The 26,470-nt window shown below is 47.5% G+C and carries 18 protein-coding genes; 6 read left to right on the top strand and 12 right to left on the bottom strand.

The features are described 5' to 3' along the window. Positions 1-220: 220 nt before the first annotated feature. Both dhaK and MKY95_RS04815 read right to left on the bottom strand, forming a co-directional pair. Positions 221-1,990, bottom strand: a complete 1,770-nt coding sequence (dhaK, locus tag MKY95_RS04820) for a dihydroxyacetone kinase subunit DhaK (RefSeq protein WP_076319325.1) — start codon at positions 1,988-1,990, stop codon at positions 221-223. After that, positions 1,990-3,132, bottom strand: coding sequence for a glycerol dehydrogenase (locus MKY95_RS04815; RefSeq protein ID WP_339197206.1), 1,143 nt, complete (start codon positions 3,130-3,132; stop codon positions 1,990-1,992). The genes dhaK and MKY95_RS04815 overlap by 1 nt, the downstream gene beginning before the upstream one ends. A 305-nt stretch (positions 3,133-3,437) precedes the next feature. Here MKY95_RS04815 and MKY95_RS04810 point away from each other — a divergent pair, with 305 nt between their 5' ends. Together MKY95_RS04810 and MKY95_RS04805 are read left to right on the top strand one after the other, a co-directional pair. Further along, entirely contained in the window at positions 3,438-4,472 is a 1,035-nt protein-coding gene (locus MKY95_RS04810) for a PocR ligand-binding domain-containing protein (RefSeq protein WP_036606178.1), read from the top strand. A gap of 105 nt (positions 4,473-4,577) precedes the next feature. After that, positions 4,578-5,567, top strand: a complete 990-nt coding sequence (locus tag MKY95_RS04805) for an aldo/keto reductase family protein (RefSeq protein ID WP_036672638.1) — start codon at positions 4,578-4,580, stop codon at positions 5,565-5,567. Here MKY95_RS04805 and MKY95_RS04800 read toward each other — a convergent pair. The 4 genes from MKY95_RS04800 to MKY95_RS04785 form a co-directional block, all read right to left on the bottom strand. After that, a complete protein-coding gene (locus tag MKY95_RS04800) occupies positions 5,564-6,457 on the bottom strand; it encodes a LysR family transcriptional regulator (protein WP_235193881.1) in 894 nt (297 codons plus the stop codon). The genes MKY95_RS04805 and MKY95_RS04800 overlap by 4 nt on opposite strands. A 16-nt stretch (positions 6,458-6,473) precedes the next feature. After that, entirely contained in the window at positions 6,474-6,944 is a 471-nt protein-coding gene (locus MKY95_RS04795; RefSeq protein ID WP_036672641.1) for an SMI1/KNR4 family protein, read from the bottom strand. A gap of 113 nt (positions 6,945-7,057) precedes the next feature. Next, a complete protein-coding gene (locus MKY95_RS04790) occupies positions 7,058-8,158 on the bottom strand; it encodes a beta-eliminating lyase-related protein (protein ID WP_036672642.1) in 1,101 nt (366 codons plus the stop codon). 53 nt (positions 8,159-8,211) lie between these two features. After that, the gene (locus tag MKY95_RS04785; RefSeq protein WP_036672643.1) at positions 8,212-9,072 is read right to left on the bottom strand and encodes a LysR family transcriptional regulator; all 861 of its coding nucleotides are present in this window, start codon (positions 9,070-9,072) and stop codon (positions 8,212-8,214) included. A 181-nt stretch (positions 9,073-9,253) separates the two neighbouring features. Between MKY95_RS04785 and MKY95_RS04780 the strand changes: the two genes are divergently transcribed. From MKY95_RS04780 to MKY95_RS04765, 4 genes are all read left to right on the top strand, one after another. Then, positions 9,254-10,243 (top strand): zinc-binding dehydrogenase, encoded by a 990-nt coding sequence (locus tag MKY95_RS04780; RefSeq protein WP_036672644.1) that lies wholly within the window; start codon positions 9,254-9,256, stop codon positions 10,241-10,243. 393 nt (positions 10,244-10,636) lie between these two features. Next, the gene (locus MKY95_RS04775) at positions 10,637-10,855 is read left to right on the top strand and encodes a bacteriocin immunity protein (RefSeq protein WP_083669856.1); all 219 of its coding nucleotides are present in this window, start codon (positions 10,637-10,639) and stop codon (positions 10,853-10,855) included. Between the two features lie 36 nt (positions 10,856-10,891). Further along, positions 10,892-11,113, top strand: a complete 222-nt coding sequence (locus tag MKY95_RS04770) for a hypothetical protein (RefSeq protein WP_156946147.1) — start codon at positions 10,892-10,894, stop codon at positions 11,111-11,113. 75 nt (positions 11,114-11,188) lie between these two features. Next, complete coding sequence (locus MKY95_RS04765) at positions 11,189-11,977, top strand: formate/nitrite transporter family protein (RefSeq protein WP_036606169.1); 789 nt, start codon at positions 11,189-11,191, stop codon at positions 11,975-11,977. A 264-nt stretch (positions 11,978-12,241) separates the two neighbouring features. Here the strand turns inward: MKY95_RS04765 and MKY95_RS04760 are convergent, their stop codons facing one another. The 6 genes from MKY95_RS04760 to MKY95_RS04735 form a co-directional block, all read right to left on the bottom strand. Continuing rightward, positions 12,242-13,228: a WXG100 family type VII secretion target gene (locus tag MKY95_RS04760; protein ID WP_036672649.1), complete on the bottom strand. Its 987-nt coding sequence runs from the start codon at positions 13,226-13,228 to the stop codon at positions 12,242-12,244. A gap of 276 nt (positions 13,229-13,504) precedes the next feature. Beyond that, positions 13,505-15,076: a glycoside hydrolase family 30 beta sandwich domain-containing protein gene (locus tag MKY95_RS04755; RefSeq protein WP_339197189.1), complete on the bottom strand. Its 1,572-nt coding sequence runs from the start codon at positions 15,074-15,076 to the stop codon at positions 13,505-13,507. 142 nt (positions 15,077-15,218) lie between these two features. Next, the gene (locus MKY95_RS04750; RefSeq protein ID WP_339197186.1) at positions 15,219-17,930 is read right to left on the bottom strand and encodes a glycoside hydrolase family 3 C-terminal domain-containing protein; all 2,712 of its coding nucleotides are present in this window, start codon (positions 17,928-17,930) and stop codon (positions 15,219-15,221) included. Positions 17,931-18,591: 661 nt separating this feature from the next. Then, positions 18,592-23,562, bottom strand: coding sequence for a DUF4132 domain-containing protein (locus MKY95_RS04745; RefSeq protein ID WP_339197184.1), 4,971 nt, complete (start codon positions 23,560-23,562; stop codon positions 18,592-18,594). Between the two features lie 24 nt (positions 23,563-23,586). Beyond that, positions 23,587-24,006 (bottom strand): hypothetical protein, encoded by a 420-nt coding sequence (locus MKY95_RS04740; protein WP_101314605.1) that lies wholly within the window; start codon positions 24,004-24,006, stop codon positions 23,587-23,589. Positions 24,007-24,337: 331 nt separating this feature from the next. Continuing rightward, complete coding sequence (locus tag MKY95_RS04735; protein WP_339197181.1) at positions 24,338-26,470, bottom strand: molybdopterin oxidoreductase family protein; 2,133 nt, start codon at positions 26,468-26,470, stop codon at positions 24,338-24,340.

Genomic DNA, 26,470 nt, shown 5'->3' with positions numbered 1-26,470 from the left:
GAATAATAGTGCATTGTAGATACGTCCAAAGAGCTATTCAAATTAGATGTAAATGATAACATGTAAAAATTGACTTAGTATGGCCTAAAAAAGGCACACATAACGGCGCCGGACGTCCGGCGCCATTACCTGTGTCACTTGCTGCATAGTAGCTTAACATTTGCTGACTCAATCTCTATACCTGTCTGATGAATGACGCTGGGCAAACCCGTGACCAATCTTATTTCATCGACTCAGATAATTCTGTGAAAATAACACCCAGCGCATACGCACCAGCATCCGGGTAGCCCAGACTACGATCACCGACGGCACCTGCACGTCCCATACGTGCCACGATGTCTTCCGTTTTCTTCGCACCTTCAACGGCTGCTGCTGCACCTTTGGCAAATGCTGTTTTGAAGTCATCGCCAGACTCCGCGCTTTGTGTCCATGAATCGGCACACGGAACGAGTGCATCGATCAAGGTTTTATCACCTACAACGGCGCCACGTCCGAAGGAACGTTCTCCTGTAGACTGAATCCCTTGTACGGCTGCATGAATCATCTCAGCAAATTCAGCAACGTTTAATTGCTGTTTATCCCCTACAGCTTTGCCAGCTGCACGGAATGCTGAACCCCAGATTGGGCCGGATGCGCCACCACAATATTCCATGATGACCAAGGAACATGCATCGAGGAATGATCCGATGTCTTTTTTATCTTCGTTAATGATGTGATTCCATTCGCGTTTCAACTGGCGGAAGCCTTTTGCCACACTCATACCAAAATCGCCATCACCTGCATGGGAATCCAATTCACAGAATGGTACTTCATTCTTGATGATGATCTCGCCCATTTTATCGATCAGATAGACGACATTGTTCAGTGAAAATTGATTGCCTTTGATGACCGCAGCTGATGCATCCGTCTCCACTTCGTAAGATACGGGAGCATCTTCACCCACAACAGCTTCCAGCGCTTCGGAATACGCCACTTGTGCTGCTGGAGGGCCGGATACTTTAAATGCAGGTGTATCACTTTCCTTGAACAACAGCGTTTTTAGTTCATCATCCAGTTTCAGGATCGTAACCGACGCACCCGCCATATCGATACTTGTCATGTAGTTGCCTACAAACGTAGTAGCGACCTTCAGACCTGCATGTCCAGCAAGCTCACGCTGAACGGAATTGTTGAGCAGATACAGTTCTTGCAGTGGTGTTGCACCAAAACCATTCACGAGCACCGCAATCTCAGCGGATGCATCCTTATCCAGCTTCATGTCTGCGAGCAATGCTTCGACCATACGTCCTGTCAATTCATCAGCCGATACGATTTTCTCCCGGCGAATCCCTGGCTCACCATGAATCCCTACGCCGAATTCCATCTCATCTTCAGCAATTTCGAATGTAGGCGTGCCTTTGGCGGGCACCGTACAGGATGTGAATCCAAAACCAATACTGCGCACGTTCTGAGCTGCTTTCTCAGCAACGGATTTCACATCTGCAAGACTGCGGCCTTCTTCGGCTGCTGCTCCGGCAATCTTGTGAACCAGTACAGTTCCGGCAACACCGCGACGTCCAACGGTATACAAACTGTCTTGTACAGCGATGTCATCCTCAACACGCACATACTGTACGTTGATGCCATCTTCTTCAGCCAGATGTGCTGCATTTTTGAAGTTCATCATGTCGCCGCTGTAGTTCTTGATGATCAGGAGTGTACCCTTGTTGCTGGCTGTTGCCTTGATCGCTTGATACACCTGGATTTGGGAAGGAGATGCGAATACATCTCCACATACCGCTGCATCCAGCATCCCTTTACCGACATAACCAGCGTGAGCCGGTTCATGTCCACTGCCGCCGCCACTGATCAGACTGACTTTATCAGCCTGAATCTCTCTGCGTTTGATGACTTTATATTTTTTCAGAAATTCAAGCTCCGGGTGTGCAAGCGCAATCCCGTTGCACATTTCCATAACAACATGTTCGGCCTGGTTAATAATTTTCTTCATTATTTTACCTCCCGGCGAGCCGCTTTGTACTCACGACCCATTCGGTCAGCCGCTGCAATGGCAGCAGCCACTTCAGGAACAGTAATTGGGAACGGCATGGCGTGAATGGATTCTTCCGGAATACAAGCGATCTCTGCAACTTTCAACAGTTCCTCCTGGCTAATCGTATCTACACCGATATCCGCCAAGCTGATCGGCAGTCCCACTTCGAGACAGAAGTCCATGACTTCATGCAGCTCTTCAGTTGGTGCATTTTCAAGGACGAGCTGTGCGATTGTACCGAAGGATACTTTTTCACCGTGGAAGAAATGATGTGTGCCTTCCAGAACAGTCAAACCGTTGTGAATTGCATGTGCTGCGGCCAGTCCGCCACTTTCGAATCCAAGACCTGACAACAGAATGTTGGTCTCAACGATGTTTTCCAAGGCTTGTGTCACAACGTTGCTGTCACTGGCTACTTTTGCTTTTGCACCGTCAGTCAGCAGCATTTCATAACACAGTTTTGCCAGTGCAAGTGCCGCATTGGTACCTAATGCAGATGGGGTGTACCCTTCGCGGGAACCCATTGGCAGACTTGCGTTTACACGGGAATAGGATTTTGCTGTTGCTCTTGCTTCGAAGTATGTAGAGAGCGCATCTCCCATACCGGATACGAGGAAACGTGTTGGTGCATTGGCAATTACGGTTGTATCAACGAGAACCACACTTGGGCTTTGTTTGAAGTAAGCATAGTCATCAAAAGAACCATCCGGTGTGTACAATACAGCGGAGTGACTTGTTGGTGCGTCTGTTGCCGCAATCGTTGGGCAGATGATCAGTGCTTCGCCTTCTGCTACACATTTGGCCGCATCAATGGCTTTACCGCCACCAAGACCGATCGTAGAGTCACATCCTTTTTCCTTTGCGATCGCTTGCAGACGAGCAACTTCCTCACGGGAACATTCACCTTTAAAACCGCTTTCAACAAACGTAATATTAAATTTCTCTGCTGTTGCATCCAGCTTTGCTTTGACACGCTGTACATCATCGGGATGTGCAATCAGCAAAGCAGATTCTCCGAAGGATTTAACAAAGTACCCCAGGTTCAACAACTCGTCTTCGCCTTGTACATATTTAGTTGGGCTGATAAATGCTTTTCTCATAATATTATATGCCTCCTAAGGATATAAAATAGTGTAGTGATTACATCAAATTTTAATTTCTTACAATTGACCTTAATATAACGCATGAGCAGCAGGTTTACAGTGGACTTTGATAACAAATTATTATAATTTACAATCGTAATTTTTTGCTTTTTGGCACAATCATGGTATCTTAATGTCATGGGATGGTTGAATTTTGACCTCCCATTATACATTACCCGTCATCATTACTTCTTAATATGTACAACTTGCTAACTTTTAACGGCCTAAATTATGAATCAGGTTAGCCTATGGAGGTTGCACCAATGATTAAAGAATATCTGCATATCAATAAAATTCTCGACCTTAATAAATGGAAGCGCCTACAAGATTCTCTCGCAACAGTAACCAAACTGGCAATCCTCACCGTTGATTATAAAGGCATTCCCGTAACCAGTCACAGCAGCTGTCAGGCTTTCTGCCAGAATGTCCGTAAAGACCCGGAGCTTCTCCCCTACTGTCAAAAATGTGATTCACGCGGTGGTCTGGAAGCCGTTCGATTGAATGAACCTTATGTGTATTTATGCCATTTCAATATTATTGATATCGCGATTCCGATCACGATTGATGGCAAATATATCGGCGCCGTCATGGCAGGACAAGTGAAACTCGCCGATCCGGAAAAGGGTAGCGACTTGGAGCAAATTGTCACGTCCAAAAACGTACCCATGCATGCAGCCAAGCTGGAGGAATTAAAGGATGATTACGCCCAGCTACCTGTGATGACCTATGAAGAGATTGTGAAAATCTCTAACATGTTATCCCTGCTCTGCAACTACATTGTGGAAGAAGCGCTAAACAAAAATCTGTTAGTTGAAATGTTCGAGAAAGCTTCAGGCAATCAGGAGACTCTAAACCTCTCCACCATTCTGCCGGGTTACTCCATTCGTAATATCGAGTCGATCAAAAAAGAGATGACCAATGCGATAGCGGATGCTTATCTCAAAAATAGCCCAAGTGACACGGAAAGCTCCAGTCCGGTGCTCCAGCCTGCTTTTGAATACATTCACAGTCACAAGAGTGAACAAGTTTCACTCAAACAAATGGCCGATCTATGCCACCTGAGTCCGAGTTATTTCAGCAGACTATTTGCCAAGGAAACGGGTGAGAACTTTACTACCTACCTGGCTAAACTCAAGATTAAGTGGGCCAAACAATTGCTGGAGGTCACCGACATGCCTGTCTCACAGATCAGTGATGAGCTGGGATTTAATGAATCGGGATATTTTATCAAAATATTCAAAAAGTTCGAGGAAATTACGCCTGCTCTCTATCGCAAATACCTCCAGGAGAAAATGTAGATTCACTGATACTTTTTTCGTATCAAAGATGAGGTTAAAAGATATTTCACCTATTAATCTGCCATTGTTACAATGGAGTCCAGATGACTTAGGGAGGCGACATGAATGGAATATCGCAAATTAGGAAACAGTGGATTAACCGTCAGTGAGATTTCACTGGGCAACTGGATTACGCATGGAGCGCAAGTCGAGGATGGAATAGCAGAAGCTTGTGTGCGAACCGCATTGGATGCAGGTATTACCACATTTGATACCGCAGATGTGTACTCCAATACCAAGGCAGAATCCGTACTGGGACAGGCTCTTAAGGATATACGAAGAGAAAGTATTGAACTATGCACCAAAGTCTGTCACCCAACCGGCACAGGTCATAATGACCGCGGACTTTCACGTAAACACATCATGGAAGCCTGCAATGGTTCATTACGGCGGCTACAGACGGATTATATCGATGTCTATTACGCTCACCGTTATGACTACAATACTCCGCTGGAAGAGACTTTTCTGGCATTCTCCGATCTGGTGCGTCAGGGCAAAGTTCATTACATTGGCGTAAGTGAATGGAACGCGGATCAGATTGCACGAGGAGCCGCTTTGGCGAAGGAACTTCATATACCCTTCATTGCAAGTCAGCCGCAATATTCGATGTTATGGCGTGTGATTGAGCAAGAAGTGGTGCCTGCAAGCGACCAAGCAGGACTTGGACAGATTACATGGTCTCCTCTTGCTCAGGGTATACTATCAGGCAAATATGCGCCTAACGCAGCATTGCCCACCGGATCTCGCGCAGCTGCTGAGGCAGGAGCACCCTTTTTCAATAAACTGGCTGGACAGTGGTTACGTGAAGATGTTCTTACCGCTGTGCAACAGCTTGTTCCACTCGCTAAAGAGATTGGTCTAACTCTCCCCCAACTCGCTGTGGCGTGGGTTCTTCAGCATACGTATGTCAGTTCCGTCATTATCGGTGCATCCCGGCCAGAGCAGGTACTTGAAAATGTAAAAGCTTCTGGTGTGAAACTGGACCCTGCGATCATGACTCGTATTGATGAAATATTGAATCCATGGATTGAGCGTGATCCAGCCAAGACGGGTTAAACACATTCATCAACAAAGTTCATAAAACGTGATACCACTTCCTGATTCATATCCGTCCGCCATGCCGTGTACAACGGTACGGAGGGCGGATTTTCTTCTAATGGAAGAAAGACTACACCCTTACGCTGGAACACATCCACCGATGACGGAACAATGGAAATGCCCATGCCCGCCGCAACGAGATTCACAATCGTATACATCTGGATCGCTTCCTGCGTAATTCGAGGATCTACGCCATGCTCCCTGCAATAATCCAAAACGAGACGATGGAACGGGGAACCCAGATGCCTTGGGAATAAAATAAAATCTTCATCCGCCAGTTCTCGAATTGAAACTTGAGTCTGAGAAGCCTTCGGGTGATGATCTGGCAATACAGCAATCAACGTTTCCATCTGGCAGGGGCGGAACGAGACATGACGAGTATCTTCCTGATATCGCAAAAATCCAATATGGATCTGTCCGTCTTCCAGTGCCTGCAATTGTTGGGATGAAGTCATCTCACGCAGCGTCAATTCAATCTGAGGATACGCAGCGCGAAATTTCCTAAGAACATCCACCATAATGCTCCCCGAAGCCGAATCCACAAAGGCTATGGTTATATGCCCGATGATGCCCTGATCTGCTTTTTGCGTAAGCTGAATGGATCGTTCGAGCTGGGCCATGATTAGCCTGGCCTGTTCCAGAAATACCGCACCTGCCGGGGTGAGACGAACCATTTTTCTGGTGCGCTCCAACAACTTCACGCCAAGCTCATCCTCTAAATTCTGAATCTGCTGGCTCAGCGGTGGTTGCGTCATATTTAATTTTTCCGCTGCACGGTGAAAATGAAGTTCTTCTGCCACGGTGATAAAGTATCTTAACTTCCGAATATCCATAAGCCAATTGCGCATCCTTCCGTCTACCTTGTTAATTCATCTGTTCCTGAACCCAGATTGCCGACTCAGCCAGCATCGTCATCAATTCATTAAAGTCCACAGCAATTTCCCGCAGAGGAGTTTCCCCTGCATCGTGGATCAACATCAGTACCTTGCCTGAATTTTGATCCAGTATAGCCATACTTCCTTCACCAAATCCACCAATCGGGAAAGGCTGGAGGTCAGCTGGCAGCTCGTATTCTTTCTCATATTCACGGTATACTTCCAAAAAATCCGGATAAGCCCAGCTCAGTTCTTTCACCGAATACAAGGCAGGGTCGCCGAAATTACATGCACCGAATTCAAGCAAAAGTGCGCGATATGCTGCGGGCAGTTTTACATTATGCTTTTGTTCAAAATCCTCAATGCTCTGTTGCGTTTCAGGAGTACACCCTTCTCCCATTGTTGTATCGTAAGCCTTCACCAAAAGATCACGAATCGGTTCCAATTCTATCGACTTCACTTGAACTCCCCCTTAAGATACCTTTCCCCACTGATCAGCCGTTGTGAATTCAATAGTTCTCCTTGAAGCGCAACACCTTACCCAAACAAGAGTCGAGCATTAAAATCAAATTCTTATCTCACCTGTTTACGCAACTCTTGATCCAGCCATTCCAGTGCTGCACGCAGCTTGTCCTGAGGAACTTTCTCATAACGATCACCCGTAGACAGTTCAAAGGCACAGCTGTTTCCACTTGTTTTGTTCAGATATGAAGTCATTCCTATGCCATACTGCTGAGCCATTTGCACAAGAATTGGTTCAACTTCGGCCGCAGCGAGCGCAAAGTGCACATGGAACATATTTGATACCGGTACCTCGGGTAAGGTATGTATCCCGTGACACGCATTCAGTAGGGAAGCGAGTTCTTGAGCCTGCTCGTAATACAACTCCATTTTGCCAATCCGTTCATTGAAATAATATTGAGAACTCAGAATATACGGATACAGACCGATCAGATCTCCGCCGTGCCGACGTTTCCATACTTTCGATTCTTGCATCACATCCGGATCACCCGCCAATATAGCCCCCGCAATACCTCCAATGCCTTTATAAAAGGAAACATACACCGTATCAAACAAACTGCAAATCTCCGCAGGTGTTTTCTGATAATAGGGAGTGATCTCAAACAGGCGTGCCCCGTCCAGATGTAGCTTAATCCCGCGTTCACGGCAATAGGCCGAGATCGCTTCCAGTTCTTCATACGCCGGTAATTGCCCACCAATCTCACGTTGCGGAAGTTCCAACAGCAGACAGGCAATGTCCTGATCAAGCGCTTGTACATCTTCCAAACAAATCAAACGATCCTTGTCCGCAAGTAAAATTGTTTCAATCTGATGCAACTCTTTCAGTCCGTCTTCCTCATGGATTTCAAGATGACACAGGGGGTGGTAAGCTACTCGTTTTACACCTTTGCGGTCACACCAGATTCGTAATGCTATCTGCTGCGCCATCGTTCCACTTGGAAAAAATACCGCCGATTCCTTGCCAAGAACGTCAGCCATCTGTTGCTGAAATTCTTCAATGAGTGGGCCGTTCCCGTAGTGGTCACTGAACAACTCCCCATCGATCTGGTCCAGTACGTTCTGAAGTACCTTCACTTGGCGACTGCCATGACCACCTACAATAAAGTCTGCCTGATTAAATGCATCACCCAACGTTAACGCAGTTTCTTTCAAGATCACTCACTCCTTTATAGTGCATGTTCATAAACGGACTTTTGAACAACCTCTTATAGGTCTGGTTCTGTAATAATCTCAACCAAAGCGCTGAGCGCACTAGATATATGTTCACCACGGGGATACACAAATCCTACTTCCAACCGGCAATAAGGATCGGGCAAAGATAACACTGTAATCTCACCTCTTGATTCTGCTTTGGTAACCGAGGAACGTGGCAGCAATGATACACCAAGCCCGGCAGATACACCATTCAGAATGGTGTCCAGTGTTCCATATTCCATGATGTTAAGTGTGTGGATACCCTGATCTTTCAAAAAGGCTTCCGCCTGATCGCGATGAGTGCATCCGATCTCAAAAAACAACATCGGCCTGGACAATAACGTGTACATCTCATGTACTCCAGGTTCAGCGATCAACACCAATTCCTCGTCATACATCTTCATATAGTTCAGCTCAGGATGATCGATTGGGCCATATATTAACGCGCCATGCAATTCATGTTGAATCACCTTCTGGTTCAGTTCATGGGTCCCACCCGTGACAAGCGAATGCTGTACCTCCGGGTAGCATGAAGTATATTCAGCCAAGAGCGGCGTCAGAAAAGTAGAAGCTGCTGTCTCTATGGCACCCAGACGAAGCATGCCAGCTGGTGGGTTACCCACTTGTGTGGCCTGCTCTGCTTCATATAATAATTCCAATATTCTATCCGCATACCCAAGCAGGTTCTCGCCTGCTGGTGTAAGCGACATCCCCCGATTGGAACGATGAAATAGCGGTACTTGCAGTTGAGTCTCCAACTGTTTAATCCGTGCTGTTACATTGGACTGCACATAATTAAGTGAGAGCGCAGCTTTACTGATACTACCTTCGCGGGCAACCGCCTGAAATATTTTCAAATCACCTGCATCCATACCCTGATCACCTGCTCGTCGTTATATCGGCATTCTGCATCATCCGATTCATGCAAAGTGCTTATCTATTATTTTTAATGATACTGACAATCATTTTTGTTAATTTTACGTGAATCTGCTCCGTCTGTACAATGAGGCTCAGTAGTGAAATCTAGCTACACAGACAGGAGGAATATTGAACATGAAAGCTATTGTCCATTCGGCCCAGAGCGGCCTTGCAGGTCTTCAATATACAGAGTCAATCTCTCGGGCACCAGAAGCCGGGGAAGTGCAGATTCAATTAAAATCCGCTGGAATCAACCATCGGGATCTATTCATCATGGCAGGACGAGGAACCCAGGACACCCCGCTCGTTCCCGGTTCCGATGGAGCAGGTATTGTCGTAGCGATTGGCGAAAGCGTAAGAGGGTTCGCGATAGGAGATGAAGTCATTATCCATCCTACACTCGGTTGGGAACATGCATCTGAAGTGCCGACCGTACCCGATATTGTCGGTGGCCCTACGGATGGAACACTGGCTCAATATATAACGTTACCTGCTGAAAATGCCCTGCCTAAGCCAGCCCACCTGTCCTGGGAGGAAGCAGGCGTATTGCCCCTTTCAGCGCTGACGGCCTATCGCGCCTTATTCACTCGCGGTGTATTGAAGAAAGGTGAACATGTGCTCATTCCCGGTATTGGCGGTGGTGTTGCAACCTATGCCCTGCTCATGGCAGTAGCGGCTGGTGCCACGGTGACCGTCACCTCCAGAAGTGAAGCCAAAAAAAATGAGGCACTGCGCTTGGGTGCTACCCATGCATTGGATAGTCATGCCGATTGGAGTACGCAGAACGATCTGGAACCTGTGGACATCATCTTGGATAGCATCGGACAAGCCACGTTCCCAAAATATTTTGATATAATCAGACCAGGTGGACGTATCGTGATGTATGGTGCAAGTTCGGGGGATGATCTGACCCTACCCATTCGCTCTATCTTCTTCCCGCAGATCAGTCTGATCGGCACCTCTATGGGCAGCCGTGAGGAGTTTATCCAGATGCTGCAATGGGTGGAGCAACATTACATACACCCTGTAATTGATGGCGTATATCCGTTACAGGACGCAGCGAAAGCGTTCGAACGTATGGAAAAAGGCGAGCAATTTGGTAATCTGGCTATCCTTATGGAGTGACATCTATTTTGAGATGGGCCTTCATGAATTGTTGAAAATTGATTAACGATAATGGGGTGAATCCATCTGACCCGTCTCGCTAAACGTATACTAGTTGTTCTTATTGCTATTATCATTGTGGCCCAAATTCCTATGTTAAAAGAAACCTTAGCCCGAGGAGTTACTACGTTATATGTGAAGATAAAGTATCCCGAACATTCCTTTCAATTCCAAGACTTCAACTACGAGTCTCATTTCGGGAACTATATCATTTCATATACTGATCAAGACGAACAACGCATTAGTCTGATGCTTGAGCCCCAATTTTTACCGGTGCTCATTATATATGATCCATTGAATCAGCCCATGAAAGACTAGTTTGTTCACACTATGAATCATTCAGGAGGTATCGATATGGACAATAGATTACATTTGGTAGAATTGGTCCGCAAACTGATGGACTCTGAAGGAACGGAAGCCGAGTTGGATGACATGTTGACGGAGCTACAGCAGCAGGCTCCACATGCGGAGATCAGTAATCTGATTTTCTGGGATGATCGAGACCTGACGCCTGAACAGATTGTGGAAGAAGCCTTGGCTGCCCGTCCCATCCTGCTTCCACCCCAATCTTAATATTCTTCAGGAGGTGGACAATAGGATATGTCTGACATGTCTGATATGAATCATAATAACAATAATGAACACCCTGATTTTAACGAAATCAGTGGTGAAGAAAACATATTAGTCAGAGGAGCTGCCTTTGCTATTCTTGTTGCACATCAACAAGTTAATGGTGCAGCATCTGCGTTAGAATCGCTTCAATCCGACCCTGATTTTGGCTCTTCTGCAATGCGGGTACTGCAATCGAAACAACGAAGTAATAATCAATAAACCAAGTTTACCCTCCCCAATTTCCATAATTTCGTTATAATGGTAAGCAAGACACCATGCAATTGGAGGAGAATTATGGAAACGGAAGCTTTACGCAACGTGGAACAACTAGCTCTGAAGAAACACAAGATTTACAAACAAAGTTTAATCAGGTACCTTGCACGCTCCATGCTGGCCAGTATGTTTATCGGATTCGGCGTCATCGTGGCGTTTAAGACAGGTAACTTCTTTTATATGGAGCAGTCCCCGTTTACCTATCCGATGGCGGCAATTACGTTTGGCGCGGCCATCATTCTGATCGCCTATGGCGGGGGTGACCTGTTCACGGGCAATACGTTTTATTACACGTATGCGGCGTTGCGCAAGAAACTGCGCTGGTTCGAAGTGATCAAGCTGTGGATTGCGAGTTATAGCGGTAACCTGATGGGCGCAGCTGTGTTTGCCTTGTTAATCTACCTGACCGGATTGTTCGACTCGTCTCAGGTGAATGGTTTTCTGTTAAGCGTGGTAGAACACAAAATGGAAGTTCCAACCATGCAGCTCTTTTTCCGGGGAATTCTGTGTAACTGGCTTGTGTGTATGGCGTTCTTTGTTCCAATGTTTATGAAGGAGAATGGAGCCAAAATGTTTGCCATGATGCTCTTTGTTTTCTGCTTCTTCATCTCGGGATATGAGCACAGCATCGCCAATATGTGTACGTTCGCGATTGCACTCGTGCTGAACCATCCGGGGACGATCTCAATTGAAGGTGTGATCCACAACCTGGTTCCCGTGACTTTGGGTAATCTCGTGGGCGGTGTGTTGCTGATGGGCTTCATGTATTATGCGGTGAACAAACCGTTTCTGGATGAAGAGACACATTAATCTCTGGCAAAAAAAGCCCTCCTTCCGGCCCGGTCCTTCGACCGTGGCTAATCGGTAAGAAGAATCCAAAACACCCCGGCATCCTTCCCATCTCAGGGAAAAGGTTGCCGGGGTGTTTCTCTATAGGCAGGCTCACGGATAAGCCGCCTGCCCTCCACACGCATAGCCATGTGATACACAATCACATGGCTCCATGCGGTGGGTTGGCAAGCAGGCAGCAATCAGGTAGCCCTGTGTTGCCCGCTTGCCAACCCCATCCGTGGCTTAGAAGTACTCCCGCCACGGAGTATATTCAATATCGTTGTCGCCGCGCGTGACCACGATCATATTCTCAATTTTGCCCGTCTCCTTATTGGTACGGTAAATCATCGTACGTGTCTCGCCTTCTTCCGGCACGGAGAACAGGAATTTGTCCGCGACGAAGGAAGAACCAAGTCCAGTGGCATGTTCTGTAAAGGCAGAGCCCGTCTTGCTTGTGAGCAGCAGACCAATCCCGTAGGCTGTAGCCGTTTGTGCTGCTTTGCCAAAGAGATGCTCGCCTTGACTGGTCGTGTGCGTTTGCTCCGAATACCTATACTTTTCCGTATCCTTGCTATAGTCCACCACATTGCCCTGTTTATCCAGACTGATGGTGGTTGTTTCGCCCTTGTCGCTTTTCACCTGATACGTACCTACGATGGAATCCTCAGTTATTTTCATCGTCTTGCCCGTATTGGGGTCAGTCTGATAGATTACATCTTCGTACTGAAGCCGAATGATGTTCATGCTGGCCTGAATCTGCTGCGCAAGTTCTTCATCACCCATCTCTTTGGCTTTCTTCAGCATTTCCTCATAGTTCTGGTATTTCTCGGCATCCTTCTCATCCCATTCATCCATGTTCTTTGGTGGACCTGGCGTTTTGTCCAGATCATCGCCTTTATTTTTGCCCATGGTTGATAGCGCCCGCGCTGCGGTCAGCGCCGTCATGATTGCCTGGCTCACCGCCTCTTCATCTGTCGTGCGGAAACGCTCGGCAATCTTCTTAAGCTCCGACTGAATGGACAGAACCAGTTCCAGAACAGATTTCATCGTGCCTTGAGCCGTTGAATAATCGTTATAAAAACGCTCACGCTCCATGCCATCCCAGTTGCTGCGCATGAAACTCATCTTACCGTCCAATGTGGACATGAATCCCAATAATTGCTGATGTGCCTGAGCGAACTGCCCACTGACCGTCTCCAGTTGTTCCGGTGTCACCTTGATCTGTGTCATCCTGCACACTCCTCTTCGTGGTCATTATATCCCGTGGTTAACCAATGTGTTGCCCGAACAGAACTCTCTCAGATCTCGACCAACTTGTCATGATCCTGTTCCCGATATTCAACGACTAACATGTCCAACTTATGCTCCTTTTCTATTAAAAGTAAAAGGTTATGTAAAAGCCCGATCCTGGGATCGGACTTGTTTAATACATCAAATTTGAAATAACTCTACGTTTATTTTACCATGTCCATCATTCAATCTGTACCCATAATTTCCAAGCTTGAGTCAACGTTCTACCCCCGTTTTTGGCTTCCAACGGAAGGTTGCTGCCGATTGGGAAGGCAGTAAATATCGAAACGAATCTCCGCTCATGACTACATCAAAGGAAACTTCTGCCTCACCCGTGTTAGCTGCAACCAGCACCATCGTTCCATCCGGATTGCGGAAGGTTACGTTCTCGATCTTGCCCTGTTCTTGCGTGGAATCAACTCTCACAGCTCCCGGACGTACATAACGGCTGATGTGGCCTAACGCATAATACTCCACATTTCTGGTGATTTCGTCACTGTCGGGGTCAATCGTCACAACCCCACGACAGTTCTCACAGCCACCGTTCGTGGGTCCACCTTGCGCATCGAGTACGATGTTCCAGAACAGCACATTCTTCGCCCAGTTGCGAGGTGCACCAATAATGAGATTGGACATCTGCCAGCTCAGATTCTCGCCAAAATCAGGACTCCACTCCCCACCACTACATTCGGTAAAATAGATATTTTTGTCCGGGAAGCGCTCATGCACTTCCGACATGGCAGATGGATCACCTGCATAACAGTGAAAAGCAGATCCATCGATATAGGCAGCAGCCTGCTCATCACCAAACACCTTACCGGTATATTCAACCGCCTGATCCCAGTTATGATCATACGCGATGATTCGCGTGTCCAGTCCCGCATCCTGTAGAGCCGGGCCGAGATAATTCTGAATGAACATCGCTTGTTCTTCAGCTCCCATACTCATACTCGGATATTCGTCCGAGGTGAACTCCGGTTCATTTTGCAACGTGATCCCGTAGATGGGAATGCCCTTTGTCTGATAAGCTTTGATATATTTCACAAAATATCTTGCGTACGCTTCGTACACCTGAGGATCGTTGTAATCCAGATACCAACCGTTAGTGGTCTTCTCCCCATACTTCATCCAGCCCGGGGCCGTCCACGGTGTGCCCAGTACGTTAAGATCCGGTTTCAAATCAGCTACACGCTCCAGCATGTTCACAACTTCCTGATCCTTTTCGATCGAAAAGGATTCCATGTCATAGTCCTTGCCAGACTCGATATCATCATAGGTATAACTCGAAGCCACACCTGTTTCATCTACCGAATAATCGGAGGCACCAATCGTATGACGCACCATATCCATGTTCAGCCCTTCTGTTGTAAACAGTTCCTTCAGCAGTTGCTCTTGTTGTTCCTCTGGGAGCTCGTTGATCAGATGTGCCGATGAACCCGTCATCGCTGCGCCAAAACCATCCATGGTCTGATACGTCTTGTCCGGGTCAATCTGTATGGTGAACGCCGACGAAGAAATGTCTGGCTCCTGCGTTGAAGAAACTGAAGAACTTGTGTCTGCATCATGGTGATCGGTAATTGGAATGGGCTTCTGTCGTGCAAGCAGATTTTGCTGATCTCCCGTGGTTAACCAAACTTCGGCCGTTCTCTGTTTGTCCACAACCGGTGGCGGAGCGGGTTGTTCACTTCGGTTGAAGATAAGCCAGATTCCTATACCGACAAAACAAACAGCAGCGATCAACAGGATCATCCATCGTTTGAGATATTCTCGCCAACCTATGTTTATCATGCTTCACTCTCCTTCCATTGTGGAAAAAGCCGCGGCCACGAGGCCACGACTCATTTTCCTAATCTATATGAAGTAGAACAAACTGCATTTAACGAAATAACTTCACTGGGAGAACAACCTTCCAATCTCCCTTATTGAACTTTTATTTACCGGACTTGCTTCCGATATTCACACTGCCTGTCAGACGGATATCATCCGATGCACTGCCAACATACACTTGGACTTTACCCTTAGGCATTACCCATTCATGGGATGTTTCATCCCAGTAGGACAATGCGCTGCGATCCAGTTGAATGTTGACCCGTTGTTGCTTGCCTGCTTTCAGATCAACCTTCGCCCAGCCAGCAAGTTGTTTCTCCGGGGTCTCGACTTTGGTTGGCAGATTGCCAACATAGACCTGTACAACTTCTGCACCGTCAACTTTACCGGTATTACGCAGGTTGAGGGATACTTCTACGGTTTCCTTATCGCCTTTACTAGTGTTCTTCACATGTAGATTACGATAATTAAAATCGGTATACGACAGTCCGTGTCCAAAAGCAAACGCCGGTGTCATGCCTTCTTTGTCATATCCTTTATACCCTACAAAAATACCCTCGGAATAGTTGCCCACCCCGTTCACACCCGGGAATTGTTCCGCAGTGGATACCGGGGTCTGGGAATCATCTGATGGGAACGTCACCGGCAACTTACCGGATGGATTCACATCACCAAACAGCACACGTGCCACTGCATTACCTTGTTCCTGACCTGCATACCAAGCCTGAACGATGGATGGCACTTCTTTTTGCCAGGAATCCATTTCAACAGCGCGACCACTCATTTGCACCACGATCGTTTTGGGGTTGGCTGCTGCTACCTTGCGGATCAGCTGCTCCTGGTTATTCGGCAGCTCCAGGTCGGAACGGTCGACGTAACCTTCACTGTCATACGTACGAGTTACCACGACGGCAACATCGGATTTTTTCGCCAGTTCAACTGCTTTTTGCATTTTAATATCCACAGCGCCGTCTGGAGCTTCCCAGCCAAAACGAACCTGTGCACCCATATCATGATTAGTCTGTACCGGGAAATCCGTACGATACTCAATTCGAATATTGTGGGACTCACCTTCTTTGAATGTGATTTCTTTCTTCGTTGTACTCAATGTTTCACCTTGATTGTCTACGAGTAACTTATCATCCACATACAGTTTCGCAGAACCTAGACTGGTCAGGGACAGTTTATATTCACCCGTTTGAGGTGCTGTGATCGCCCCTGTCCAACGAGCAGACATTTTAGCATTGAATTTCGTTGGTGTCACTGGAAGCTTGGAAGACTGTGCGTTAAAACCTTCATAGTTGTAGAATCCAAGATTCATGTTGACCTGATGATCTGTACGGACCAAAGAAGGATTACCCTCCATATCTTTATTCGTCCAGTATTCAGCACGCAGACCGTATTCCGCACGATCTGTACCATAGTCTCTTTCACTTTCCTGAGCATCCGCTGGTGATAAAAGAGTAGAAGGTACGGCGGATGGTCCATTAAATGCATCTCCTGCGGAGATAGGATCGGTTCCGGCAGCATATTTTACATCTACACCGTTACCGGCACGGTTACGAATGCCTTGAAGTGGACTTACAGTATACGTCGGATTAACCAGACTGCTACCTCCACCAGCAGCAGATGCGTTATCTGCATCCGGACCGATGACAGCGATGGATTTCACGTTTTTCTTGGACAGCGGCAGCACATTATCGTTGTTTTGCAAAAGAACCATGCTCTCTTCTGCAATTTCTCGTGCCTGTTTGCCGTCTTTCTTGGCATTGATTTGTGTATTCGTTACAGGGTTATCGAACAGCCCTTTATCGAACATTTGAAGCAAAATGCGTCTAACCTTCTCATCAATGGTTTGCTCGCTGACTTCGCCATTGTTCACGGCTTCCAGCAATTTGTCTCCCCATTTGCCGTAAGGCTCTCCCGGTGTCTCCAGATCCAGACCCGCATTGGCGGACTTGGCTGTGCTAAAGTTTGCACCGTAGTCACTCATGACAAACCCTTCGAAGCCAAACTGATCCCTAAGGACATCGGTCAGCATCTCCTTGTTCTCACAAGCATATGTACCGTTCACCTGGTTAAATGAACACATTGCTGAACCAAGATCCGCTTTTTCGACCATCGCCTGGAACGGACGTGCATAGACTTCCTGAATGGCACGTTCGCTGGCTGTTGCATTGGTCGTGAAACGTTCCGTCTCCTGGTTGTTCAGGATATAGTGTTTCGCTGTAGCGATAACTGGATTACTTTGAATCCCGTTCACATACGCTGCACCCATGCCGGAAGCCAGTAGCGGATCTTCCCCGAGAGATTCGAAGTTCCGGGAACCCCATGGTGTACGTGCAATATCCAGCCCAGGACCGAGCACTACATTATGTGTTGTATCATGTGCTTCCTGACCAATCAGATCGCCATATTTCTTGGCCAGATTGGTGTCCCAGGAAGCGGCAAGTGCGATGGGTGCAGGCAATGCCGTGGACTTTTTGTCCTGCACATCCGGGTTAGCCACACGTACTCCTGCGGGTCCATCTGCCATCTGTAATGCCGGAATGCCGAGGCGCTCCAATCCATCATTATAGAAACCATAATAGTTATTTACTTTACCGGTTACGAATCCAACTTTCTCCTCCAGCGTCATCTCCTTGAGCAGCAGCTCGGTGCGTTCTTCCGCTGATAGAGATTTGTTCATCCAAGGCCGATTGGCCCCAGATTCCGCCTCCGCGGCGAAGGCGTGCAGCGGCATAGCCGCAACCGCCACGATGATTAATAACATAAACCATCGTTTGAGGAAAATCAGATTGAGTCTTCTGTTCATGTTGTAAGTTCTCCTTCTCTCTTGATCATTTTTCTTGTGCACATATTGAATACATGTATACAAGGGAATGCGAACTGGCTTGATCCCAGTCTTTCAAGCATTCAGGTCGTCCTGCACATGGCTTCTGAAACTGCAGCCTGCAAGCAAGTCAGCAGATTTCGCTTCCTAACGATAGCCGACATGATCATGAATTACATCCCCTTAAATTTGGTAAATGACCGATTAGAACAAGCCTAGTTCTTTGGAATCACCATGTTAACAATTCAGATAACAAAACAAGAAAACGAATTATTTACATTTCCGTAACTACTTTAGAACAAATTCTTTACTTTTAAAAACAGTCGGTTCGACCCACTCCCGATCAACCAATTAATGCAATTAATTATCAGATTAAGGAATATGTCGACACACTCTGGGTCCTAAGTCTATTTGAAAACGGAACCAATCCGGTCCATTGAAATATCCAAAAATATAAAAGCAACTGAGGTCCCTTTTAACAGGTTCTTCAGCTGCCTTTATGTTGGAATTGCTCCATATTGTTCACTCCGTCCATGATTCTTGTTCTACATTCGTTATATTGAGATTTGAAGTTACTTTGAAAATCGGAGTAACAAATAAAAAAACCGCCCCACTGGGCGGTTCAATTCTAGTTCGTTCACTTCTAATTCTGTAACTGTGCAAGAATCTGCGGGTCCTTGATCTTTTTATCTTCGGCGAGCAACATCACCTTGGACAGAATCTCAGCTGTTCTCGGATCTTCATCGAGGAATGGCAGGAAGATTCGACCCCGATGCTGACTGTGCACCGGAACAATATGAAGTGCACCTGTGGCTTGTTTAAACACATTACCACTCCCCAGATGAACAGCATACTCACCCAATTCACCATCAATTCGTGCGTAATTCCCGTCCAGACGTACATTGTCGATCTTCAGCAGACGCAACGACTCGTTCACAATGACGTGACGCATCTCGATGGTTGTCAGGCTGGCTTCCGGATCTACGCCTCCCACATGTGCAACGCTGACCACCAGATCGATATCACGCATAACTTCCGAGAAGAACGTCAGCGGCACATCTTGCAGCGCTACAGGTTTGTAGCTCTTGCGATCGTAGAACTGCACCGTCTCCAAGGTAGGTGCTTCGGTATCTGCTGGTGAGAACCAATCTGCCATGGCATAGAGATTCGCGATCAGATTATGCTCATAACTTACCTTCTGCAGACCTTCCTCATAACTGACAGTCCATTGGCGTCCTTTAAGCAGAGCTACTGCTTTTTTCGGTTGAATCTGATACCCCGCATATCGGCGGGACACCGTACCATTAGCCAATTCGTCCTCGTTAGGAAGATACAGCTCACGGAATACCTGCTTGAACGGCTGACGCTCCTGACGGGTGAACAGATCCCGCTGGAATTCACTCCAGCTTCCGCTCTGATACAGATGAAGCGGATGAGCAATCAACAGTTGATCCTGTTCCGCTAGTGCATGGACCGTACCCTCCGGTCCTGGTGCAACCAAACCATTGGATAATACATCGAATCTTCCCGTCTTGTCACCTGACTGGAATACAAGTGTTCTTACCAGCGGTTGTATAACCGGATTTTGCATCAGACTGGCAATTTCCTGACGTGTAAAGGATGTTCCAGCAGTCATCGAACGTTCCAGCTCCTGTCGTGCCCGGCGATACTGATCCACCAGATCCGATTTCAGCTCTTTCAGTTCAGCGATATATCCATCTTTTTTGAACCGGGCAGGTACAGATTTGAGTGTCTTACCTTTACTAACGATAACCATCTCGGGTTGACCTTCCTCATCGATGACCAATTGCGCTGTCGTATCAGCATCCAATGCATGAGGTTCAAAAAAGGATTTCATCTCATCCAACTTACGTGCTTCCATGTCCCACATCAGCCGCGTAACATCGGCATAACCTGCATTACGAGCAAGATTACCCAGTGCAATCTGCGATGCCACACCTTCACTGGCACGGCGTTGCGCACCGAATTGTTTGCTCTGCATCAGAAACTTCTGAATGAAGTCGTATCGCTCACGCAGATCCTGTTCGCGATTTACAGCGAATGGAATCAAACTGTAGGTTAACAAGTGATCCTTGTTTCGCTTGTCTGACACGGACTCACGCATATCGTCCAGTCGAAGCTTGCCTAGTGCAGCATCTGCGAACAATTGGGATCTGCGGTGGTTGGATCCCCCGGAAATGTACTTGGCACAATCGTATAACAGATTGAACCGTTCCTCCCCGACAGCAGCATAGGCTTCTTCAAACCAAGCGATATCAAACGCACCTTCATTAAAGTCCTGTGGTGAGATTGGAGAATAGTGGGCCACGATGGTTTCTTTCTCCGCAGTAAAGCGTTCATTAATATGAGCATGGAAGTACCAGGCCGCACTGCGTAGACCTTCCCATCCCAGATGTTTCGCTACAATCTCCATCCACTGCGGGGCGTACATGGCTGCTTCCAGCAATTTCTTCTCATTCACCGGATACTTCTGGAGCAATTCCCCAAGACGCTTCTCATCTTCTCCATCTCGTGGATGACAATTCTGAATTAGATAGCTAAACGTCTCTTTACGTGTTGTGTTGTCCCCATAACTATAGATATATCCACGGACAAATGTATCCTGATCCATCGCCGAGACCAGATGTACCCAGTGTTCCATGCCTTCAATTCGATCCAGTTTCATGGCAAGTGTGCTTACTTCTGTAGAGAGTTCTCCCCGGGTCAGCTCAATCTCCAGAATGCGATCGACCACCGCATCTCGCAATTGAACAAGCTTCGGATCACTCGCGATCATTTCTGTACGAGTGGATGTTAAGTCCCGAATAAACAACTGACGATTCCCACCGACCAGCACCTGTCGATATAGCTCTTGATCATCAATCAGGTTCAACTGGTACGCACGCAGGAAATCTTCAAGTGACAGTAAAGACAGCGGTTGACTACTCTCTACAAGACTGGTGAACTGGTAAGCTGTCTGGAAGAAACGTTTGAAGCTGTTATCGTCATGGATTTTGCCCCGAACTACATAATTCCAAGGTCCAGTCAGAATATGAAGCATGCCTGACTCTTGTTCGAGTCGATCAGCAGGCATACTTGCGATGATGGAGGCCCAGGTTTTCTCAGCTATCTCAAACGTGTCGATCGGATCGCTATCCAGAAATGCCGCCGATATCAGTGCCACTACCTGATCCTTATACGTTAACGAATCCAGCATCTGCTGCAGCTTTTCGATGTCATCCAGAGGATAGATCTGTTCGGCAAACGACTTGCGCCAGCCTTCCAATAACGGAATCTTATGCAATTCGTCATAGTCATACTGCTCACGGAAATAGCTGTAATGGTCGCTCAAATTGCCATTGAACTCCCGGAGCTGTAAAACCATGTACAGCTGCATCAGTTCCACACTGCTGAACCCGGCATGTTGAATATAGTTCTCCCATACGTCATGAAGTGGGAACTGTTCCATCTGCTTCATTTCATTCCGCTCTCCATATGGAACTTTGGAGCGAAGACTCGCTCCGACTAACAATGTGTCTTTATAGCCAGCGTAGTATTCCACTTGATACTCATAATCCCTGTGTTCATGCACTAATTCACTAAGTCCCTCCAGAAATGGTCTGGTCTTATCCAGAGAGAGTGTAAAGATATCCTTCGGATTATGGCCCTTGAGATCACGCTTCTCATCCAGCAATGGCTCACGTCGCTTCGAATCAAATAAACCAAATCCATTAGAAACTGTGTAACGACTCCCCTGATCAGTCAGTTTATCCAGTAGTTTCTGTTCCTTGGCAGTGGGTGTCTCAATCAGCTGCGCCAATGGCTGCAATTGCTCCTGCTGATCTATCCGCTCTGGATCTGCCGCAATCTCGGTCAATAATTCTAGCGCACCCAAGCGCTGCAGTTCACTCTTGGCCTGCAAAAGTCGCTTCAGCGAGATCGCCAATTGGTCCACGGGTTGCAGTAACAATACATGAATGACCTTCTGACGAAGTGAGCCTGTTTTGAGCTTCATCAACGCCTCCATCTGTTTCATCTCATCAACCGTCAACGTGAGCAGCTTCGCTTTGGCGAGTGCACTCTCCCGATTACTGATGCTTTTATCAGACAAACTCTCAAACACAAACTGTCTTTGCACCTCATTATCGGGATGCTGAACAAACTGGGACAACAGTTCTCCGCGCAGTTCCGGGCTTAAACGGTCCTTGATTGCGATGACCTCCCCGATCCATTCCGGGTCCATATCATAAGCGGCCAAATATAACATTTTCTTGACTACATCATCCGTATCAATCCGGTAGTGAACATACTCAAGTACACCCGATGGTCCACCTGACCCTCCTTTTGGAATGGCATCCAGCATCTGTTTGAACCGATCAAAGTCCTGACGCCGCAAGCCCTTATCTCCAAGAGCAGGCAATGGCCACACGTAGACGCTACGCTGATTCTCTCCATTCTCGAAACTCCAGTTGTACATATACATCGCATCATAGTTGGTCACAATCCAGTGCATCAACTCGGTATCCTGCGCCTCCAGATAACGACGTGCAATGTCCAAACGAAGCTCCCTGTTCTGGCTGTTAGCCAGTACATATTGGGCAACAATCTTCTGATATAACTGACCTGTTTCCATAATTTCGATTATCTTGCTCTTCAATTCATTCTCTTCAATGACCGCTGTCGCCCACAGACTGATAAAGAGTTTGTTAGCGTTAGCTTCCTGCTGCCAGGCCTCGCGTACTTCTGGTTGCACAAGCGCCTGATAGGCCTGTTCAATCAACTGTGCCGCAACACGTTGGTTGGCTGCTTCTATACCGATCCCCGTCCATACGGCAAGCGCTCTTACCACGGAACTGAAACGAATCAGGTTGTTGTCGATAATGATTTTTAATATGTAAATATAGGCTTCCAGTGTCCCTTCATCCATCCGCTCCACAATGCTTTGGCGAAGCCCTTCCTGCAACCTTGCTGCAACGAGCAGCTCACCCACCATCTGATAGGCATCCGCCTGATCGCTCATGAATATACCTTTGATCATTTCATGGGTTAACAGCGCCGTCTGATTGTCACCATAGATAATATCATGTAGCGCCTGCTTCATATCTCCGCCCTGATGATCCAGTTCATAAGCGATACAATCCGCCAGGACCCAACGGATCTCATGCAAATAATCAAGCTTGTACTCACGAAGTGACACATATTCTTCCAGCGAGAAATTTTTCATTTCCATACGGAACAATCCCATCAGTTTACGGATGACTTGTTCTACATGCTGCTCCGGATCGGATGTGCGGAAAGGGCGGCGTTCATAGTTGTTACTGTATGGGAAACGAGTCGCACGCTCTGCAATATAACGGAATCGTGCAACCAATGACTCGCTCGCCAGATGCTGGAGCACATCCAGTAGTGGCTCGAATAATGGTTTCTGCGTTTCTGCAGCCAACCTTTCAAGCAACTTATCAGTATTCAAAAACATCTTTTCGTCTCCACGTAAATACGTAGACCCGGCGATCTCCACAACATAGCCTGCCAGCTCAAGCTGTACCCCTGTTAACGACTTGGCTCTTTCCTGCAATCCATCCATATACACCTGTACTTGCTCTTCCTGATTCATCCTGTTCTCCTCCTTCATCGCTCTCTACCACAGACGTCCGGCTAGCATTGTAAAACGAATAAACACCACGTTATCTCCGTCTTTTACAACAAGTGACTCATCCAGTTCCTGCAATTCTTCATCGTTGAGAAACACTTTGTACAACCCATCCTCATATGCGGTTATAGCTGTCTCCATCGCAACTTCCAGATCAGGAACACCCTCATTATATACTGCGCCAAACCCGACTTTCCCCACCGCTCCTTGCGCGTCAATATCATCCGGCATCAGGTAGGCGAACAATTCTGCCTGTTGTTTCTTGTCCTGAAGCGCTTTTACTTGTACAGCCACCATGTTCTCAATGAGCTGTCTTAACGTATGAGTTGTTTCCGGAAGTTCGGCAGCTTGCTTGGCAAGTACCGGCTTGCGCTTTCCCAGACTTTTTACCGTTATCCATACGTTCACTGCATTCCCTCCCTTATCCTGCTCTATTTGAAGAAGCTTCCATAAGCCCCGATATCTATACCACGATGCGGAATAACCTAAACTCGAAATGACTATCAGTCTCTAAATAAAATATAAAATACGTACATATGTACCCCTAATGAACATCATAACTAAAATTCAATCCATATTCATGAGCCAATCCTCATGTTTACGTGGAACCACGGAACTAGGGCCTACTTGCGTACATATACGCAAAAAAAGCCGCACAGTCTCATATAAATATGGACTGCGCAGCCGCTAAGCTAACATCAGAACAGTTTATGTCGCCGGTAACCTGTAATTTTATAAGTCATCTCGCCAGACGCAACGGTCGAATGGTTACAGCTGCTGTCTTGAACCCAGGCATCCGACAGAACGGATCTAGCTCTGGTCTGGTGGCCCGATTCACATTCTGAATGCCGCCCCAATGCATCGGCACGAACAAGGTATCCTCCCGAATGGAATCCTTGATGCGCGAACGAACCGTGAAGCTTCCGTACGTCGATTGAATCTCTACCCACTCTCCATCGTGAATACGATAACGGGCAGCGGTAGCCGGGTGAAGTTCAACAAAGTTCTCCAATTCACGAGCTGCCAGTGCCGGACTTCGATGTGTCTGCACCCCTGTAAGATAATGAGGCAGCACACGCCCATTGGTGAGAATTAAGGGGAACTCGGAAGATATATCATTCCAGCCCGGGCTGGATTCAAATGTGAATGCCGCTTTGCCATCCGGGTGAGCGAATCGTTCACCGAACAGCAGTCCTTCTCCCTGATCCTCCAGGGCAGAACACGGCCAGTATACCCCTTTCTCGTTACGCAAACGCTCATAGGTAATGCCATAGTAATCAGCGACTCCGCCACGACTCGCCACCCGAAGCTCATTAAAGATATCCTCAGCAGTGTCATACTTAAAATAAGAAGCTTTACCCAATTTTGCGGCAATCCGGCATAATATATCCCAATCATCGAGCGTTTCTCCCGGCGCAGGCCGCCCCTGTTCACGGAGCAGAACACGCCCCTCCAGATTGGTCAATGTACCTTCATTCTCCATATAAGATGTAACCGGCAGAACCAGATCAGCCATTCGCGCTGTCTCGGACAGAAACATGTCTGCCACGATCAGAAAGTCCAGCTTGCGCAGACCTTCTTCCACCAAACGCACATTGGGGTTGGATACGACCGGGTTGGAGCCCATTACAAGCAACGCCCGAATCTCCTGATCATGGACCTTCTCCATCATCTCGTAGGCGGATACCCCTTTGCCTGGCAAACTTGCAGGGTCCACACCCCAGACGGATGCCACATAGGCACGATCGGCTTCATTTTCAATGGATCGATAACCCGGTAGCTGGTCAGCCTTCTGCCCATGCTCCCGTCCGCCCTGCCCATTGCCTTGACCTGTGATGGCACCATATCCGCAGCCTTCTCGGCCAATTTTGCCAGTCGCGAGCACCAGGTTCAAAAAGTGTCTCACTGCCATATGTCCATCCGTCTGCTGCTCCACACCACGTGCTGTCATGATCATGCCTGTCTCTGCCTCACCGTATGCCATCGCCGCCTGACGAATCAGCGCCAGATCAACCCCGCACGCTTGTGCCGCCTGTTCGAGTTGCAGATCAGCCAACCCTTGTATCAATTGATCGTAACCATGCGTTCGTTGGTCTATAAAATGAGGCTTCACCAATCCTGCACTCATAATCACCTTCAACATGCTGTCCGCCAGCAGAGCATCCATGCCAGGCTTCACCTGTAAATGAAGGTCGGCAATGGCAGCGGTTGCCGTCTTGCGTGGATCAATAACGATAATGAACGCCCCATTCTCCTTGGCCTGATTGAAGTAGGGCAACAGGGTAGGTTGGCATTCTGCAATATTGGTACCTGCAAGTACAATGCAGCCCGCCTTGGAAATATCGGACAGACGGAACGTCAATCCACGATCCATCCCGAACACTTTACTGCCAGCTGAAGCCGCAGCTGACATGCAGAACCGTCCATTATAGTCGATATGCTTTGTCCCCAATGCAACCCGGGCAAATTTTCCGAGCAGGTAGGCTGTCTCATTGGTCAAAGATCCGCCTCCGTAGACTCCGACCGTATCTGCTCCGTATAAATCCCTCAAGTCCTGAAACCGCTCTGCGATGGTCTGAATGGCCTCCTTCCAGGAACAGGGTTCAAGCTCGCCATTACGACGAATGAGCGGATGCATTAATCGTTGACCACTGAGCGCATGTTGATGAGCATTCATGCCCTTCACACACAACCTGCCCTGAGAGGCTTCATTCGGAACACCCTGAACCGTATACTCACCACGACGCTGGCCTGCAACAGGTGCAGCCAGTTCTTCAACAGTCATCTTGCACTGCACACTGCAATACGGACACTGGGTTTCCTTTACATACAGCTTGGAGGCTGTTGGTTCTGAACTCACGGATAATCCCAT

The organism is Paenibacillus sp. FSL P4-0176 (assembly GCF_037975265.1).
GTDB lineage: Bacteria > Bacillota > Bacilli > Paenibacillales > Paenibacillaceae > Paenibacillus > Paenibacillus amylolyticus.
This window is presented reverse-complemented; position numbering and strand designations above follow the sequence as displayed.

What these genes read in the sequence shown, in the direction of transcription:
- dhaK (WP_076319325.1), bottom strand. Translation starts at nt 1,990, where the DNA reads ATGAAGAAAATTATTAACCAGGCCGAACATGTTGTTATGGAAATGTGC.
- MKY95_RS04815 (WP_339197206.1), bottom strand. Translation starts at nt 3,132, where the DNA reads ATGAGAAAAGCATTTATCAGCCCAACTAAATATGTACAAGGCGAAGAC.
- MKY95_RS04810 (WP_036606178.1), top strand. Translation starts at nt 3,438, where the DNA reads ATGATTAAAGAATATCTGCATATCAATAAAATTCTCGACCTTAATAAA.
- MKY95_RS04805 (WP_036672638.1), top strand. Translation starts at nt 4,578, where the DNA reads ATGGAATATCGCAAATTAGGAAACAGTGGATTAACCGTCAGTGAGATT.
- MKY95_RS04800 (WP_235193881.1), bottom strand. Translation starts at nt 6,457, where the DNA reads ATGCGCAATTGGCTTATGGATATTCGGAAGTTAAGATACTTTATCACC.
- MKY95_RS04785 (WP_036672643.1), bottom strand. Translation starts at nt 9,072, where the DNA reads ATGGATGCAGGTGATTTGAAAATATTTCAGGCGGTTGCCCGCGAAGGT.
- MKY95_RS04780 (WP_036672644.1), top strand. Translation starts at nt 9,254, where the DNA reads ATGAAAGCTATTGTCCATTCGGCCCAGAGCGGCCTTGCAGGTCTTCAA.
- MKY95_RS04775 (WP_083669856.1), top strand. Translation starts at nt 10,637, where the DNA reads ATGGACAATAGATTACATTTGGTAGAATTGGTCCGCAAACTGATGGAC.
- MKY95_RS04770 (WP_156946147.1), top strand. Translation starts at nt 10,892, where the DNA reads ATGTCTGATATGAATCATAATAACAATAATGAACACCCTGATTTTAAC.
- MKY95_RS04765 (WP_036606169.1), top strand. Translation starts at nt 11,189, where the DNA reads ATGGAAACGGAAGCTTTACGCAACGTGGAACAACTAGCTCTGAAGAAA.
- MKY95_RS04760 (WP_036672649.1), bottom strand. Translation starts at nt 13,228, where the DNA reads ATGACACAGATCAAGGTGACACCGGAACAACTGGAGACGGTCAGTGGG.
- MKY95_RS04755 (WP_339197189.1), bottom strand. Translation starts at nt 15,076, where the DNA reads ATGATAAACATAGGTTGGCGAGAATATCTCAAACGATGGATGATCCTG.
- MKY95_RS04750 (WP_339197186.1), bottom strand. Translation starts at nt 17,930, where the DNA reads ATGAACAGAAGACTCAATCTGATTTTCCTCAAACGATGGTTTATGTTA.
- MKY95_RS04745 (WP_339197184.1), bottom strand. Translation starts at nt 23,562, where the DNA reads ATGAATCAGGAAGAGCAAGTACAGGTGTATATGGATGGATTGCAGGAA.
- MKY95_RS04735 (WP_339197181.1), bottom strand. Translation starts at nt 26,470, where the DNA reads ATGGGATTATCCGTGAGTTCAGAACCAACAGCCTCCAAGCTGTATGTA.